Below are 13839 nucleotides of genomic sequence, written 5' to 3' on the forward strand. Positions count from 1 at the left end.
CACCGGTTTAGTGCGTTGTGATCGCTCACGTCGAGCCGAGTCCACGGCATCCGCTCTTTGGCGATGAAGCACTCGCCGATGTGGCGGACCGGTCAGGTTGGCGACATGACGATCGGGGGCGTGGTTCTCGCGAGCGAGGCATTCCTGCGTGCATGTCACGACCGGACACCGGGGGCGGCGGCGCGGTTCGTGCGCGAGAATCCTTTGCCCGATGGCCGAACGACGTACCAGCTGGTGGCGGGACGGATCGCGGATGCACGGCGAGTGCTCGATCTCGGATGCGGCGACGGTTCGTTGCTGGCAGTGCTCGCCGGCCCGGGTGCTGACTGCCACTCGCATGCCGACGAACCACCCGTTTGTTTTCGACAGCGTGCTAGCGGACGGTGCCGATCTTGCAGGCCGGGGCAGGTCCGTTGTTGTTTGGGTGCAGCGGAATTCGAACCCCGGTCGCTGGTGTGTAAGCCCCAGCAAGCCGGTCCGTCTCGAGATTTCGGCAGAAGTGCGGCTGTGCGCCCCATGAGTCCTCCGGCGGGTCACGGTGCGGCCCACCATGACCCGCCGGAGGTGGTGTTCAGGAGCGGACGAAGCGCAGCAGTGCCTCGTTGACCTCCGCGGCGTGGGTCCACAGGAGCCCGTGCGGGGCTCCCTCGACCTCGACGTAATCGGCCTCCGGGAAGGCCTCGTGGAAGGGGCGTCCGGTCGCGTCGATCGGCAGGATGTTGTCCTTGGTGCCGTGCAGGATCAGCGCGGGCTTGCCCGAGGCGCGGACCGCGGCGACGTCGTCGCGGAAGTCCTCGATCCAGGAGGAGACGACCGCGTAGGCGGCTACCGGCGCCGAGACGGTCGCGGTGTTCCAGCTGGCGGTGACGGCCTGCTGGCTGATCCTGCTGCCGAGCGTCTCGCCGAGGTTGTAGAAATCCTCGTAGAACTTGGTGAACCAGGCGAACCGGTCGGCGCGGGCGGCCTCGGCGATACCGTCGAAGACCTCCTGCGGTACACCGGTCGGGTTGTCGTCGCGACGCACCAGGAACGGTTCCAGTGAGGCGAGGAAGGCGAGCTTGGCGACACGCTCGTGGCCGTACCTGTTGACGTAGCGGGCGAGTTCGCCGGTGCCCATGGAGAAGCCGACGAGGATCACCTCGCGCAGGTCGAGGGTCTCGAGCAGCGTGTTGAGGTCGGCGGCGAAGGTGTCGTAGTCGTACCCGGTGCCGACCTTGCTCGACTGTCCGAAGCCGCGGCGATCGTAGGTGATGACGCGGTAGCCGGCGGCAATCAGCTCGCGGGACTGCCGCTCCCAGCTGTGGCCGTCGAGTGGGTAGCCGTGGATGAGCACGATCGGCTGGCCGGTCCCGTGGTCTTCGTAGTAGAGCTCGATCGGTGTGCTGTTCTCGGTTCCGACGGTGATGGTGGCCATTGCCATCCTCCTGAAATCAGCTGGAGAACGGTCGTTCTCCGGACTGTGCACTACGCTAGAGAACGCACGTTCTCAGCGCAAGGGGAATGACCATGATCGACGACACAGCAGCTCGGGAACGCGTGCTGGAAGCAGCCGACCGACTCTTCTATGCGCGCGGAGTCCAGTCCGTGGGCATGGACGCGGTCCGAAGCGACGCGGGGATATCCCTGAAACGGATCTACTCCCTGTTCCCCTCCAAGGACGACCTGATCGTCGGTGTCCTGCACCGCCGCAGGGCTCAATGGAACGTCGGCATCGCCGCCAGCGCCGAGAACGCGGTCACCGCACGCGAGAAGGTCCTGTCCGTCTTCGACTTCCTCGACACGTGGTTTCGCCAGCCGGACTTTCACGGCTGCGCCTTCATCAATATTTTCGGCGAACTGAGCGCCGGCTCGCCGAACGTCACTCGCGCCGTGCACGAACACAAAGACGGCTTCCAGCGATACCTCGCTCAACTGGTCCACGACGCGGGCGCCCCCGAGGCCGTCGCTGCGCAGATCGCGATCCTCGTCGAAGGGGCCCAGACCACCGCCGCCATCGCAGGGCAACCTGACGCCGCCGCCCACGCCCGCGCTGCCGCCGCAACCCTCCTCGACGCCGCCTGCGGTTCTTAGCTATCGAGTCTGTGCTGCTCTCCGGCCGCTTGCGGTCGCCGGTCGCGGCGTGGGCGACGGTGAGTAGCGGCGTGAGCCACGCCGCTACTCGCGGAAAACCGCTATGGCCGAACAGATTTCGGCCGAAGGCGTGGTGCGGACTACCGCGCGGCGGCCGCGGGAACGGCGGCGCGATCCTGCGCGCGCAGCTGCGGGTAGGTCGGGTACTCGATGCCCGAGATGTATTGCACCGTCCGCACTACCTGGCACGAATAGCCGAATTCGTTGTCGTACCAGAGGTACAGGATCGCGGTGTCGCCGTCGATGATGGTGGCATTGGCATCGACGATGGATGCCGCGCGGGATCCGATGAAATCGCTGGAAACCACATCGGTGGCCGCGGTGTAGTCGAGGTTGCGGCTCAATGGTCCGGACAGCGATACCTGGCGCAGGTACTCGAGCACTTCGCTCTTCGTGACCGCCCGCTCGAGCTGCAGGTTCAGGATCGCGACCGAGACGTCCGGGGTGGGAACGCGAATCGAGTTGCCGGTGATTTTGGCCTTGAAGTCCGGCATCGCCTTCGCGACCGCGGATGCGGCGCCGGTTTCGGTGAGCACGAGATTGAACGGCGCGGAGCGACCACGACGGTCGGCCTTGTGGAAGTTGTCCAGCAGATTCTGGTCGTTGGTGAACGAATGCACCGTCTCCACGTGACCGCGGACGATGCCGTACTCGTCATCCATCGCCTTGAGCGGCGGCACGATCGCGTTGGTCGTGCACGAAGCGCACGAGTAGATCTGCTCGGACAGATCGAGGTCGCGGTGGTTGACGCCGTGCACGATATTCGGAACGTCGCCCTTGCCCGGGGCGGTGAGCACGACCTTCGCGATGCCGGGCCGCAGGTGCTGCGACAGGCCCTGACGGTCACGCCATTTACCGGTGTTGTCGATCAGGATCGCCTCGTTGATCCCGAACTCGGTGTAGTCGATCGTCGTCGGATCATCGCTGTAGATGAACTTGATGACGTTGCCGTTGGCGATGATCGTGTCGTTCTCGGTGTCGACCTTGATCGTGCCATTGAACTGGCCGTGCACCGAATCCCGCCGCAGCAGCGACGCCCGCTTGGCCAGATCCTCCTCGCCGCCCTTACGCACCACCACGGCCCGCAGGTTCAGCCCGTTGCCGGACCCGACCTTCTCGATGAGCAGGCGAGTGACCAGACGACCGATCCGGCCGAAGCCGTACAGCACCACGTCCCGCGGTCCCTGCGGCTCGGCCTTGTTGCCGTCGGTGACATCGGCCAACACTGCGGCGGTGAACTCGGGAATCGACAGCCCGCGATCGTCGGTGCGATAGGCCATCACCAACCGGCCGAGGTCGATCTTGCACGGCCCCAGATCCAACGCGCTGAGCACTTCGAGGAACGGCAGCGTCTCCTCGATCGACAGTTCCTCACCCTCGATCTGCCGCGCGAACCGGTGTGTCCGCAGAATGCTGATCACCGATTTGTTCACCAGCGACCGGCTGTGCAGGAGGATGGTCACCCCCTTCTCGCGATACAGCCTGCCAATGATCGGAATCATCGCCTCCGCCGAAGCCTCGTGAGCGTTCCAGCGGTCAAGATGGTCGTTCGTCAACACAAGCCCCTCGGCGTTCCTCGATCTGTACGAGAATCGATGCTATCCAGGGCCGCGCCATCACAAGGCCCCGATACCCAGTTGTGAGGTCGGCGTCCGTGTACCTTCGCGCCAGCGGCGACGCAGGCGGGCGGCAAGGGCTGGGCCGGGCTCGACCCGCGGTGACGATGGCGCCGGTCTGAAGCATCGGCCCGGTTGCTAGCCCGGTGCCGGCACCGAGTTCGACGACCTGGGGTGCCGCGACGCAGCGCGCGGCGTGGAGTCGTTGCTATAGCGCGGCCGGTTGGCGGCGCGATCGTAGACCTCGGCGTGGGGATGGAAGCGCAGCGGTTCGAGCATCGAGCATCGTAATCGGTTCGCTGTCGGACGGGCCTTTCGTGCGATATGGCCCAGGCCTCCGAGTGGTGTTGGACGGCCGGATTCACGAAGTTGATCGTATGGCTCAGAGGTACGCTGAAGTTGCTAGAGGTTTGTTGGCGGATTTCTGGACACGATCCGCGCACTCGCACCGGTGGCGGGGCAGTGCCCGGCCGCGTACTTGCCGGCTCGAGCGTGGCTGGGAAATCGCGCGCCGACGATAGCGCCGGTTCTCGACTGCCGGCTTGGCTGAATCAACTAGTGGGCCACCCGCTCGCGGGCGAGGGTTGGAATGCAAGCAAGTACACCGTTTGCCAGTCGGGTGGTCACGGGACGGCACAATGGATGACACGGCAGTGAGCGGCGGGGACGCCACGCGGGGGTCAGCGGAGACGTTCGGACGCTATCGGCTTCTGTCGCTGCTGGGTCAGGGCGGCATGGGCCAGGTGTGGCGGGCGCATGATTCGCTGACCAACCGGGTGGTGGCGCTCAAGGTGTTGCCCGAGCGCTTCGCCGATGACGAGCAGTTGCGCGAGCGGTTCCGACGGGAATGCCGGGCGGTAGCGCAGTTGACCGAGCCGCATGTAATCCCCATCCACGACTTCGGCGACATCGACGGTCGGCTCTATCTGAATATGCGCTTGATCGAGGGCACCGACCTGCGCAAGGTGATCACGCAAGAAGGGGCCTTGCCGCCGCGGCGAGCAGTGGCGATCATCGCGCAGGTGGCCGGCGCGCTGCAGGCGGCCCACGACGCCGGGCTGGTCCACCGCGATGTCAAACCCACCAACATCCTGCTAGGGGCCAATGAGTTCGCCTCCCTGATCGACTTCGGGATCGCCCACGCCGCCGACGACCGTACGCTGACCACGATCGGCGAGACCATCGGCACCATCGCCTACATGGCGCCGGAGGAAATCGGCTCGGAGATCAAGGCCGATGCCCGAGTGGACGTATACGCGTTGACGTGCGTGCTGTATGAGTGCCTGACCGGCCGGCCGCCGTTTGCGAGCGCAGCGGGGGTGCAGGGTGTGATCGCCCATCACCTGCACACCCCGCCGCCGCGTCCCAGCACCACCACACCCGATGTACCGCCTGCGTTCGATGCGGTCATCGCCAAGGGAATGGCCAAAAACCCCGACAAGCGTTACCAGACCGTGCGCGAGCTGGCCGCGGCGGCCTGTGCCGTGGTAGACGATTCCGCGGTCAGCACCACCGGGGGCGTGGCTGCGCACCATGCGCCGCGAATCAGATTGTCGCCCAAGACCGCCGGGCTGCTCGCCGCCGCGGTCGCGGTTACGGTGGTGGCCGCCGTAGCTGTCGTCATTGGTGTCCAACGGGAATCCGGCGGCGGTGGCAACGCGCCCCCACCTATCGCCGGGGCCTATTCGCCACAGACTTCTCTGCCGTTCACCGACGTAACCCTCCCCACTGGTGTGGCGGTCGACACGAAAGGCAACGTCTACATCACCGACATGGGTAACGATCGGGTGATGAAATTGGCGGCGGGCGCGTCGGCGCCGACCCCGCTGCCGTTCACCGGCCTGAAGAATCCCCAGGATGTGGCGGTCGACAGTGCGGGCAACGTATACGTCAGCGACACGAGTAACGATCGGGTGATGAAATTGGCGGCGGGCGCGTCGGCGCCGACCCCGCTGCCGTTCACCGGCCTGAAGGATCCCCATGGTGTGGCGATCGACAGTGCGGGAGATGTATACGTCGCTGACCGGGGTAATGATCGGGTGTTGAAATTGGCGGTGGGCGCGGCGGCGCCGACGGCGCTGCCGTTGACAGGGCTCCAAGGTCCCGATGGTGTGGCGGTCGACACGGCGGGCAACGTATACGTCACCGAATTGGGTACCGAGCAGGTGACGAGGTTGGCGGTGGGCGCGTCGGCGCCGACCATGTTGCCGTTCACCGGGCTCAAAGATCCCCAGGCTTTGGCGGTCGACACAGCGGGAGACGTATACGTCGTCGACTGGGGCAACAAATGGGTGGTGATGTTGGGGGCGGGCGCGTCGACGCCGACCCCGCTGCCGTTCACCGGCCTGAAGAATCCCCAGGGTGTGGCGGTCGACACGGCGGGAGCCGTATACGTCACCGACCTGGGCCCCGATCCAGTGGTGAAACTCCCGGTCGGCTGAGTCGAGCAGTACCGCGGCGCATCAGCGGTGTGGCTGTCAGCGCATTGCCGCTAACGGCGAGACCGAGCGGGTCGGGTCGATGGGGCGTTCATGACGGTGTTCCACCATGATTCGAGGGGGCTGGGTTCGGGCCAGTGCACCACCGGTGTGCCATCGAGATCAGTTGTGTCCGTGCGTGTTCGACGCTCGGGAAGGTCTGCCGAAACCCGGCCGGGGGTTGGGAGTGTTGCTGTCACGAGGGATGTCTCCGATCATGCGGCGCGGTCGCGGCACGGTGTACTGCGGCCGGCTCGGTGCGTGATGTCGAGGCGCGTGGCGTCGATATGTGGGCCGCGTGGTTTGGTGCGGGGGCCGGGGTAGGTGAGGACCTGGGTGGCTTCGGGGCCGCGGGCGGTGTCGGTGGCGGTGAAGACGACCGGTTGCCCGGCGGTGAGGGTTTTGTAGCCGGGGGTAGCGATCACGCGGTAGTCGACGAACACCGCGTCACCGATGTCGGGGGTGAGGAACCCGAAGCCTTTCTCGGCGTTGAACCAGGCGACGTGGCCGTGTTGCCAGCGGAAGTCCGCGCCGGTGTGGATGTGGGGGTGGATGGGCTCAGTAGGTGAGGATGTCGTGGTCATCGGCGGGTGGGGTGATCCAGGCTTGGTCGATGCGGTCGGTGATATCGGCCATGTCGAAGGCGGCACGGATGCGTTCGGCCAGCGGGTGCAGCGCGCTGGTGTCCAAGCCGATATCGCGATCGGTGTCGTCGACAGGGATGTTCTGGTCGGCGCGGTCGAGGTCGCCGCCGGCTGCGAATGTGGTCATGACACTTGGCCTCCTCCGACGTAGTCGCGGGGTCGATCATCCGGCGAACGGGCCGGGCGGGCCCGGAACAATAGTGCTGACCGGGCCCACCCGTAGATGGAAGGATCTGTGACGTGCTCGCGGACGGGCGCGACGCGGTTTCTGCCTGCTTGCCACACCAGGTGGTTGTGCACGCCCGGCCAGGGCCACCCCGGTCGAACCGGGAGTCCTCGGGCTGCGGGTCTGTGCTGGTGGGCAGGCTTCGGGCCACGCGTTCCACCCGGTGAGAACGATTTTCTTGCTGTAGGACGGGCATCACCTCGCTCTCATCGCTGGTAATCATGCTGCCGGGACAACGGGCCCGCGATCGCCGGAGGGCTTCGCTGGGTGGCCCGCCTGGTCGTGGGCCAGCGGCCACGTAACCGGGCGAAGTATTCGCAGTCCACTGGCCGCAACCGGGGCCCCGGCTTGGGCACCGGGACCGGCGGGGTGCCCGGTGCTCGCGCGAGGGCGTCGCGCAGGACCTGCTCGACCTCGGCGAAAAGCTGCTCGAGGTCGGGATCGAGATCGAGCAACACGGCGTCGAGCGGTTCAGTGCCGGACAGGCTCGAGTTGGTGTAGGTCATGACGCTGCCTCCTATAAGGAAGCGCCGGGCCGGGTGCTCAGGCGTTGATGGCTTGGCGCTCGTGATCGTGGCGGGCGATCTCGATCTTGCGGGGTTTGGCCTTCTCCGCCACCGGGATCACCAAGCGCAGTACCCCGTCGCGGTAGTCGGCGCGGATCGCGTCGGTGTCGAGGTTCTCGCCCAGAAACAGTTGGCGGGCGAACACTCCGCGGGTGCGTTCGGCGGCGATCATCGACCGCTGCGAGTCCAGCTCTTGTCGCGAAGCCCGCACTGTCAGCACGTTGCGTTCGATATCCAGATCCAACGAGTCCGGGTCGATGCCGGGCAGATCGAGTTCCACGAAGAACTCGTCCCCCTCACGCCAGGCGTCCATCGGCATCGCAGCCGGCCGTGCCGGTGTGCCGAACACCTGCTGGGTCAAACGATCCAGATCACGGAAGGGATCGGTGCGCATCAGCATGGTCGCCACCTCCAACTCACTCCAATCTTCATTGTCAAGGCAGATAACCTATGTCATCTGGCATAGATTTGTTTTAGCACTCGATGCCGAAGAGCGCAAGAACCTAAAATAGAAAATCTGATAGGACATCGGAGGTAAGGAAGAGGTATGCCGCCACGCTCGCATCCCGGGTCGCATCTGCCCGATCCCGCGCAGGCCGTCTACGGGATATCGGTCACCGCGGAGCTGGCCGGTATCGGGATCCAGACCCTGCGCCTGTACGAACGCCACGGGCTGCTCATTCCCGCCCGCAGCGAGGGCGGCACCCGCCGCTACAGCAGCGACGACCTCGCCCGCCTGTACCGCATCACCGCCCTGGCCGCCTCCGGGATCAACCTGGCCGGCATAGCGCGCATCCTCGATCTCGAAGACGTAAACGCCGACCTCCGCGCCGACAACGACCGCCTGCGACACCACACCACGACACCGGACCGAGCCACGGCCCTCGACGCAGGCGACCGCGAGAACTGACAGCCATCCGAGATGGTGTCCCGCTTGCCTGGGGAGGCCGCGTGCTCCACGTAACGAGCGTGGAGCAAGGGGGCTCAGAAATGCCCTCGTCCAGCTGGAACTGCAAGTGTGGGCGCAGAGGGGTTCGAACCCCCGACCGCTGGTGTGTAAAACCAGCACAGCGGAGAACCCTTGTGCGAGCGCGTGACCACTGCGGATGCGTTCACAAATCTGTGCAGGCCAGCATATTTCGGTGAATTGGGTAGCCGACATGCAACGACACGAAACGCCACGCTGAAACATGCGCCTGCTCCACGTTTTGCTCCACGCAGCTGCTGGCCTGCTCCATGTCCGTCATGGTGAAATGTACCCAGGAACACCAGGCAGGAGGGCGAGCATGGGTTGGGCCGAGAAACTTCCGAGCGGTCGCTATCGAGGCAGCTATCGCGACGCCAACGGCCGAATCCGAAGCGCGGGCGTCTTCACGAACAAAGATGTTGCGAGGCGCAAGGCCACGGCGAAGGAGGACGAGCAGCGCGAGAACCCCGCGCGCCCGGTTCCGGCGATGACGTGGGGCGAGTGGCTTCCTAAATGGAAGGCTCTGCGCACCGTCGAAGAGGGAACCCAGAAGATCGATGATCAACGTATCGGTAAACATCTGACCCCGAAGTGGGGTGGCGAACTCCTGAAAGATATCGAGCAGCAAGACGTGCAGGAGTGGGTTGCCGAGCTACGCAAGGTCATGGCACCGACGAGCGTCGAGAAGTGCTACCACCTGCTGAGTGGGTCGATGAAGGCCGCGCGGAAAGCGAAGCTGATCACTGACAACCCGTGCCACGACATCGATCTGCCAAAGGCCGGACCATCCCCCGAGCGGTTCCTCGAGGACGAGGAATACGCCGCCTTGCGCGAACCGCTCGAAGAATTCGACCAGCTGATCATCGGCGTGCTGATCGGAACCGGAATGCGAATGGGTGAGGCGCAGGGCCTGCATAAGGAACACATCGATCTCAAGCGGAAGACGATCTCGATCGAGTGGGCTTGGGACAAGGCCGCCCAACGCATGAAGCCGCCGAAAGACCACGAGAAGCGGGTTATCCCGATCGGCGACACGCTGACGAAGACCCTCACGACCGTCATCAAGCGAGACGGGCTCGGTGAACCGGCGCCGGTACCGTACGTGGTCGGCCGCTCGGTCCGAAGCGGGCTACTTCTCGCGCACGTTGGCCGCCGGCCATTCGACGCTGACAACTTCGGCAAGCGGTTCCAGGCCGCCTCACGAGTGGCCTGGGTCGGCGATGGGGATGAGAAGAGGCGACTGGGAAAGGTCCGGCCGCACGATCTACGGCACACCTACGCGGGCCGTCTCGTCCGCGCCGGGGTGCCGATCCAGCAAGTTCAAAAGCTCCTTGGGCATGCATCACTGCGGACGACGCAGCGGTACGCGAGCCTGGCTGACAGCCAGTGGGAGAGCGTACGTGGTGTGCTCGGATAGCGCGACTAGGTGAAGTAGGGCTCGGTTCGACCGCGCGTGCCTTCCTTGATTCGCAGCTTGATCGAAGGATGGATATCGAGCGACGAAAGGTCTTCGGGTGCGACCCATTTAACTTCCTTCGACTCGGCGCTCGGTCGCAACTTGCCACGGATGGGCTTGGCGTAGAAGCAGATCGAGAACTCCTGGCGGACTTCGCCGTCGTCGTAGGAGACCACATGGTTAGGGTTAGAGAAGACACCGACGATTCCGGTTACTTCAACGTCGATTCCGGTTTCCTCCTGCACCTCACGGATGACCGCGGCCGCGACCGTTTCGCCGACCTCTTGGCCACCACCCGGGATCGAATATTTGTTGTTATCGGTGCGGTGGATCATCAGGATCTGGCCGTGCTCGTCCCGTACGAGGGCGCTGACGGCGACTTTGAGGCTGTTGGCCCTCGGTGCGTTCGGGTCGTTGAAATGATCTGTCCTGGTCATCTGTCGCATGCCTCCTCCGACCCAGATGTTGCTGACAATCTGATGCCGCTGGGTACATTCCATCAGGGGTAAGCGAAAGGCAAGAAGGTACGGTTGGAGCGTGATTACTGCTGTCGTCTTCGACGTTGGGGAAACACTGGTCGATGAGACTCGTGAGTACGGCACCTGGGCTGACTGGCTTGGTGTGCCGAGGCACACTTTCGCGGCCGTATTCGGCGCTGTGATCGCATCGGGGCTCGACTACCGCGAGACATTCCAGGTGTTCCAGCCCGGATTCGATCTGGACTCGGAGCGCCAAGCACGAGCGGATGCCGGACAGCCGGAGTGGTTCGGTGAAGACGATCTGTACCCGGATGTGAGGCCAGCGCTCACCAAGCTTCGCGGAATGGGGGTCTGGGTCGGGATCGTTGGCAATCAGACTGTGCGTGCAGGCACCCTGCTGCGTGGGCTTGATCTTCCCACTGATTTCATTGCCACGTCTGATGATTGGGGTGTCCAGAAGCCTGCGCCCGAGTTCTTTGAGAGGGTTATTGAGGCGGCGGGATGCCCAGCTGAAGAGATCATTTACGTGGGCGATCGAATCGACAACGACGTTGCTCCTGCGAAGAAGGTCGGTATGCGGACGGCGTACCTTCGACGTGGTCCCTGGGGCTGGATACACCGTGAAAAGCCGGAGGTCGCGAACCTGTCCGACTGGCAGATTCGCGACCTCAACGAACTTCCGGGAATAGTTGGCGCCGAAGCCAACGTTGGCAGCTAGCCAATGAGTGAGTTGACTGTCGTGTGCCAGTCATAGAGTCGTTCGTCCAGGCTACGGACCTGCGGCACTGAGTCCCATTGCCGCAGGGTCTGGCGGACTACTTTGATCCGATCCATGGCGGTGGCATACCAGTTCCGTCCAAGCAGATCGAGAGCCTGTTCCAGGTAGTGGCATGCCTGCTCGGGGTTCTTCTCCAACACGGCTGCCGCAGCAAGGTCGGCCAGGTAGATTGACCGCTGTTTGATGGAATCTGCTGGAAGGTCGGTCAAGACCTGTTCCAGCGTTTCGCGCGCCTCGCGTGCTCGCCCTGCGACCATCAAGGTATTTCCCTTGAACCCAGCGAGGCGGACAGGCGAGAACCAGTCCAGCCACACTGGTGACGGCTGTGTTTCGCTGTCGAACTCGCTGTAAATCTCTTCAGCGTGATGGATCAAGGTCAAAGCGCGGCGTGTGTCGCCGAACCTGGTCTCGACTTCAGCCTCGACCGCGTCAAGCCAAGCAACCATTTCTGCGTTGGCGCCACCTCGGCGAGCAAACGCTCGCGCCGCTCGGATCCGTTCGCGAGCTTCCTCTGCGCGCGAAGCGTCGCCGGAAAACGCTGGCGCGAACGCCATGTGAGCCAGCGTTGCGGCGCCGAGAAGAGAGTCCCCGGCTTCGTGCGCTGCTTGTAGTGCAAGAACAAAGCTCGGCTGCGAAAGGTCAGGATGTTGTAGATCGAAGAACTCCAAGCGCCCAGCGAGGAGACTCGACTCCGAAACTGCTTTTGCAAGAACCGCTTTCGCTGGGCCCGGCACCTGTGGAAGAAGCTCGATTCCGAGCTGCGCATGTTCTGCGACCGACCTGTGAAGGCGGATGGCCGGGACAGACCAGTACAGGTGACGATACGACACCGTAACGGTCATATAGTCCGTCGCAACGGATGTGGGCAGTTGCGGCGTTGACGCGCTGAACAGGCGCTGACCTACAGATAACCCCGCTCCAGATGCCGCATACTCAGCTGCTCCTGCGTGCGCAGCGGATTCCTCGGACCACGGAGGCGTGAACCCGAGCTCCGTGATTGGGCGCTTAAACAAGGCTTCCAGCGCCGCAGCATGGTCGGGATGCGGCCACGGAGGATCCGCAGACTCCCATCTGCGTACGGTCCGACTGGCGACCTCGATTCTCAGTCCGATCTGACGTGCGGTCTCAGTCACTGCATCGGCAAGCGCAGCTTGTGAGCGGTAGCCGAGTGCCTGCCGTGCCGCGCGAAGTGCAGCGTTTCCGGATGCTGACATGTGACCAGTCTAGTCCTCGATGTGGACCCTGTCGCATGCGGACGGCAAGAAATGTCCTATCTGTGTCCTCACAAGTGACCTTCTTTCGGCCATTAAACAGCGAGAACCTCTGTGAGAGGCAATTTTCGTAATTGACGGCCCAGGGAAGGACTTCACATGACAAAACGTCACACAAGCGGTGCGGTGCCTGAAAAGTTGATCACGCTGCGTGAGGCGGCTGGCCAGCTCAAGCTCAGCGTCCGAACGCTCGAACGCCTCATCGCAGCTGGCGACTTGCGGGCCTACAAAGTCGGCGCACGGTCGGTTCGCGTTGATCCGGACGATTTGGCCGAGCTTGTACAGCCGATCGCGGTTGCGGGTGGTGCTGCATGAACACGTCGGCTGCGGATCGTTCGCGGTGGGCGGTTGAGCGTGTGGTTCACGATCAGTTGCGGGACGAGCATGGCCAGGATGCGGTGGTGATGCGCCCTATTGGAGGGGGCTTGTCGTCTGAGCTTCCGGCGCCGGCGGATGCGTTGCGGGGCGCTGCGGTTGCTGATCGGGCTGCGCGTGAGGCACGTGGGCTGGCTGTTGGGTATATCCGTCGTGCTCGTGCTGAGGGGCGGTCGTGGCTGGAGGTCGCTGAGGCGATTGGTTTGGACGAACGCTCCTACGACGACATCGCGATGGAGGCGTTCGAAAGGTTTTCCCCAGCGCCGCGGCGGACGTTCGATTCGCGTGAGTTGGTCTGGCGTTGCGAGTCCTGCCGTGAGCTGGTCACCGACTACGGCCCCATCGAAGCAACGCCGATCAATACCGAAGAAGGACACAAGGATTCATGTGTTCGGCACGAGTCCGAGATCCGCGCCGCGCGTGAGGCGTGGGAAGCCGCTGAGGCCGCCGACGCGGAAGAGGAAGCGGTGCGGGCGGATTGGCGGTGTGAGCAATGATCCGCGCGGTTGTGGGGATCGTGCTGGCAGTGTCGCTGGTTTGGGCGTGGGTGACGGTTCCGGGGTTGCTGGTGACCGTCGCGATCGTGGGTGGGCTGGCGGTGTGGGGTCTGCGTCGTAAGGGGGTGACGTGGCGATGAATCCGATGCATGCGATGCATGGCCCGGAGTTTCATCCGGGGTGGATGTTCCGGTCGTTGGCGGTGTTGCCACCGCACATTTTGCGCGCGGTGCTGGTGATCGCGGTGTTGGTCGCGATAGCCGGGTGCACGGCGGCGATGATCGCGGGTCCGCGGTATGCGCCGTCGCCGAACATCTGTCGTGCTGATGAGGTTTCGCGCACCGATTGCGTGCACGT

General features: G+C 64.2%; 16 protein-coding genes, 1 tRNA gene and 1 pseudogene. 9 read left to right on the forward strand and 9 right to left on the reverse strand.

Going from position 1 to position 13839, the window contains the following annotated elements:
* The first annotated feature begins 105 nt into the window (after window positions 1-105).
* The gene (locus tag ACZ60G_RS32755) at window positions 106-606 is read left to right on the forward strand and encodes a methionine biosynthesis protein MetW (RefSeq protein ID WP_465815220.1); all 501 of its coding nucleotides are present in this window, start codon (window positions 106-108) and stop codon (window positions 604-606) included.
* Here ACZ60G_RS32755 and ACZ60G_RS32760 read toward each other — a convergent pair.
* Window positions 572-1414, reverse strand: coding sequence for an alpha/beta fold hydrolase (locus tag ACZ60G_RS32760; protein WP_433522051.1), 843 nt, complete (start codon window positions 1412-1414; stop codon window positions 572-574). The genes ACZ60G_RS32755 and ACZ60G_RS32760 overlap by 35 nt on opposite strands.
* A gap of 92 nt (window positions 1415-1506) precedes the next feature.
* Between ACZ60G_RS32760 and ACZ60G_RS32765 the strand changes: the two genes are divergently transcribed.
* Window positions 1507-2070: a TetR/AcrR family transcriptional regulator gene (locus ACZ60G_RS32765; RefSeq protein WP_465815128.1), complete on the forward strand. Its 564-nt coding sequence runs from the start codon at window positions 1507-1509 to the stop codon at window positions 2068-2070.
* A 140-nt stretch (window positions 2071-2210) separates the two neighbouring features.
* On the opposite strand, the gene ACZ60G_RS32770 is transcribed toward ACZ60G_RS32765, so the two are convergent.
* Window positions 2211-3686, reverse strand: coding sequence for a glyceraldehyde-3-phosphate dehydrogenase (locus ACZ60G_RS32770; protein WP_465815130.1), 1476 nt, complete (start codon window positions 3684-3686; stop codon window positions 2211-2213).
* 698 nt (window positions 3687-4384) lie between these two features.
* Between ACZ60G_RS32770 and ACZ60G_RS32775 the strand changes: the two genes are divergently transcribed.
* Complete coding sequence (locus ACZ60G_RS32775; RefSeq protein ID WP_465815132.1) at window positions 4385-6187, forward strand: serine/threonine-protein kinase PknD; 1803 nt, start codon at window positions 4385-4387, stop codon at window positions 6185-6187.
* Between the two features lie 365 nt (window positions 6188-6552).
* Here the strand turns inward: ACZ60G_RS32775 and ACZ60G_RS32780 are convergent.
* The 4 genes and pseudogenes from ACZ60G_RS32780 to ACZ60G_RS32795 all read right to left on the reverse strand — a co-directional run.
* Window positions 6553-6765 (reverse strand): annotated as a pseudogene (locus ACZ60G_RS32780) (cold-shock protein); the annotation flags it as partial.
* Between the two features lie 16 nt (window positions 6766-6781).
* Window positions 6782-6994: a hypothetical protein gene (locus ACZ60G_RS32785; protein WP_465815134.1), complete on the reverse strand. Its 213-nt coding sequence runs from the start codon at window positions 6992-6994 to the stop codon at window positions 6782-6784.
* Between the two features lie 305 nt (window positions 6995-7299).
* Window positions 7300-7599 (reverse strand): hypothetical protein, encoded by a 300-nt coding sequence (locus ACZ60G_RS32790; protein ID WP_465815135.1) that lies wholly within the window; start codon window positions 7597-7599, stop codon window positions 7300-7302.
* A gap of 37 nt (window positions 7600-7636) precedes the next feature.
* The gene (locus ACZ60G_RS32795; RefSeq protein ID WP_387290113.1) at window positions 7637-8059 is read right to left on the reverse strand and encodes an Hsp20/alpha crystallin family protein; all 423 of its coding nucleotides are present in this window, start codon (window positions 8057-8059) and stop codon (window positions 7637-7639) included.
* Window positions 8060-8206: 147 nt separating this feature from the next.
* Between ACZ60G_RS32795 and ACZ60G_RS32800 the strand changes: the two genes are divergently transcribed.
* Complete coding sequence (locus ACZ60G_RS32800) at window positions 8207-8569, forward strand: MerR family transcriptional regulator (RefSeq protein ID WP_465815138.1); 363 nt, start codon at window positions 8207-8209, stop codon at window positions 8567-8569.
* Window positions 8570-8678: 109 nt separating this feature from the next.
* Here ACZ60G_RS32800 and ACZ60G_RS32805 read toward each other — a convergent pair.
* Window positions 8679-8775, reverse strand: a tRNA-Val gene (locus tag ACZ60G_RS32805).
* A 170-nt stretch (window positions 8776-8945) separates the two neighbouring features.
* On the opposite strand from ACZ60G_RS32805, the gene ACZ60G_RS32810 reads away from it, so the two are divergent.
* The gene (locus ACZ60G_RS32810; protein WP_465815140.1) at window positions 8946-10043 is read left to right on the forward strand and encodes a tyrosine-type recombinase/integrase; all 1098 of its coding nucleotides are present in this window, start codon (window positions 8946-8948) and stop codon (window positions 10041-10043) included.
* A gap of 5 nt (window positions 10044-10048) precedes the next feature.
* Here the strand turns inward: ACZ60G_RS32810 and ACZ60G_RS32815 are convergent, their stop codons facing one another.
* Window positions 10049-10519: an NUDIX hydrolase gene (locus tag ACZ60G_RS32815; RefSeq protein WP_465815221.1), complete on the reverse strand. Its 471-nt coding sequence runs from the start codon at window positions 10517-10519 to the stop codon at window positions 10049-10051.
* A gap of 100 nt (window positions 10520-10619) precedes the next feature.
* On the opposite strand from ACZ60G_RS32815, the gene ACZ60G_RS32820 reads away from it, so the two are divergent.
* On the forward strand, window positions 10620-11279 hold the full coding sequence (locus ACZ60G_RS32820; RefSeq protein ID WP_465815141.1) for an HAD family hydrolase: 660 nt from the start codon (window positions 10620-10622) through the stop codon (window positions 11277-11279).
* On the opposite strand, the gene ACZ60G_RS32825 is transcribed toward ACZ60G_RS32820, so the two are convergent.
* Entirely contained in the window at window positions 11276-12553 is a 1278-nt protein-coding gene (locus tag ACZ60G_RS32825; RefSeq protein WP_465815143.1) for a helix-turn-helix transcriptional regulator, read from the reverse strand. The two genes, ACZ60G_RS32820 and ACZ60G_RS32825, sit on opposite strands and share 4 nt — an antisense overlap.
* 156 nt (window positions 12554-12709) lie before the next feature.
* Here ACZ60G_RS32825 and ACZ60G_RS32830 point away from each other — a divergent pair, with 156 nt between their 5' ends.
* The 3 genes from ACZ60G_RS32830 (at window position 12710) to ACZ60G_RS32840 (ending at window position 13622) form a co-directional block, all read left to right on the forward strand.
* Window positions 12710-12925 carry a helix-turn-helix transcriptional regulator gene (locus ACZ60G_RS32830; RefSeq protein WP_465815145.1) on the forward strand — a complete coding sequence of 72 codons (216 nt, stop codon included), beginning with the start codon at window positions 12710-12712 and terminating at the stop codon, window positions 12923-12925.
* A gap of 263 nt (window positions 12926-13188) precedes the next feature.
* Window positions 13189-13482 (forward strand): hypothetical protein, encoded by a 294-nt coding sequence (locus tag ACZ60G_RS32835; RefSeq protein ID WP_465815147.1) that lies wholly within the window; start codon window positions 13189-13191, stop codon window positions 13480-13482.
* Window positions 13479-13622 carry a hypothetical protein gene (locus tag ACZ60G_RS32840; RefSeq protein ID WP_465815149.1) on the forward strand — a complete coding sequence of 48 codons (144 nt, stop codon included), beginning with the start codon at window positions 13479-13481 and terminating at the stop codon, window positions 13620-13622. Before ACZ60G_RS32835 ends, ACZ60G_RS32840 begins: the two co-directional genes overlap by 4 nt.
* Window positions 13623-13839 lie beyond the last annotated feature (217 nt).

The organism is Nocardia sp. NPDC102475, from assembly GCF_055584605.1.

What these genes read in the sequence shown, in the direction of transcription:
- ACZ60G_RS32755 (WP_465815220.1), top strand. Translation starts at nt 106, where the DNA reads ATGACGATCGGGGGCGTGGTTCTCGCGAGCGAGGCATTCCTGCGTGCA.
- ACZ60G_RS32760 (WP_433522051.1), bottom strand. Translation starts at nt 1,414, where the DNA reads ATGGCCACCATCACCGTCGGAACCGAGAACAGCACACCGATCGAGCTC.
- ACZ60G_RS32765 (WP_465815128.1), top strand. Translation starts at nt 1,507, where the DNA reads ATGATCGACGACACAGCAGCTCGGGAACGCGTGCTGGAAGCAGCCGAC.
- ACZ60G_RS32775 (WP_465815132.1), top strand. Translation starts at nt 4,385, where the DNA reads ATGGATGACACGGCAGTGAGCGGCGGGGACGCCACGCGGGGGTCAGCG.
- ACZ60G_RS32785 (WP_465815134.1), bottom strand. Translation starts at nt 6,994, where the DNA reads ATGACCACATTCGCAGCCGGCGGCGACCTCGACCGCGCCGACCAGAAC.
- ACZ60G_RS32790 (WP_465815135.1), bottom strand. Translation starts at nt 7,599, where the DNA reads ATGACCTACACCAACTCGAGCCTGTCCGGCACTGAACCGCTCGACGCC.
- ACZ60G_RS32795 (WP_387290113.1), bottom strand. Translation starts at nt 8,059, where the DNA reads ATGCTGATGCGCACCGATCCCTTCCGTGATCTGGATCGTTTGACCCAG.
- ACZ60G_RS32800 (WP_465815138.1), top strand. Translation starts at nt 8,207, where the DNA reads ATGCCGCCACGCTCGCATCCCGGGTCGCATCTGCCCGATCCCGCGCAG.
- ACZ60G_RS32810 (WP_465815140.1), top strand. Translation starts at nt 8,946, where the DNA reads ATGGGTTGGGCCGAGAAACTTCCGAGCGGTCGCTATCGAGGCAGCTAT.
- ACZ60G_RS32815 (WP_465815221.1), bottom strand. Translation starts at nt 10,519, where the DNA reads ATGACCAGGACAGATCATTTCAACGACCCGAACGCACCGAGGGCCAAC.
- ACZ60G_RS32825 (WP_465815143.1), bottom strand. Translation starts at nt 12,553, where the DNA reads ATGTCAGCATCCGGAAACGCTGCACTTCGCGCGGCACGGCAGGCACTC.
- ACZ60G_RS32830 (WP_465815145.1), top strand. Translation starts at nt 12,710, where the DNA reads ATGACAAAACGTCACACAAGCGGTGCGGTGCCTGAAAAGTTGATCACG.
- ACZ60G_RS32840 (WP_465815149.1), top strand. Translation starts at nt 13,479, where the DNA reads ATGATCCGCGCGGTTGTGGGGATCGTGCTGGCAGTGTCGCTGGTTTGG.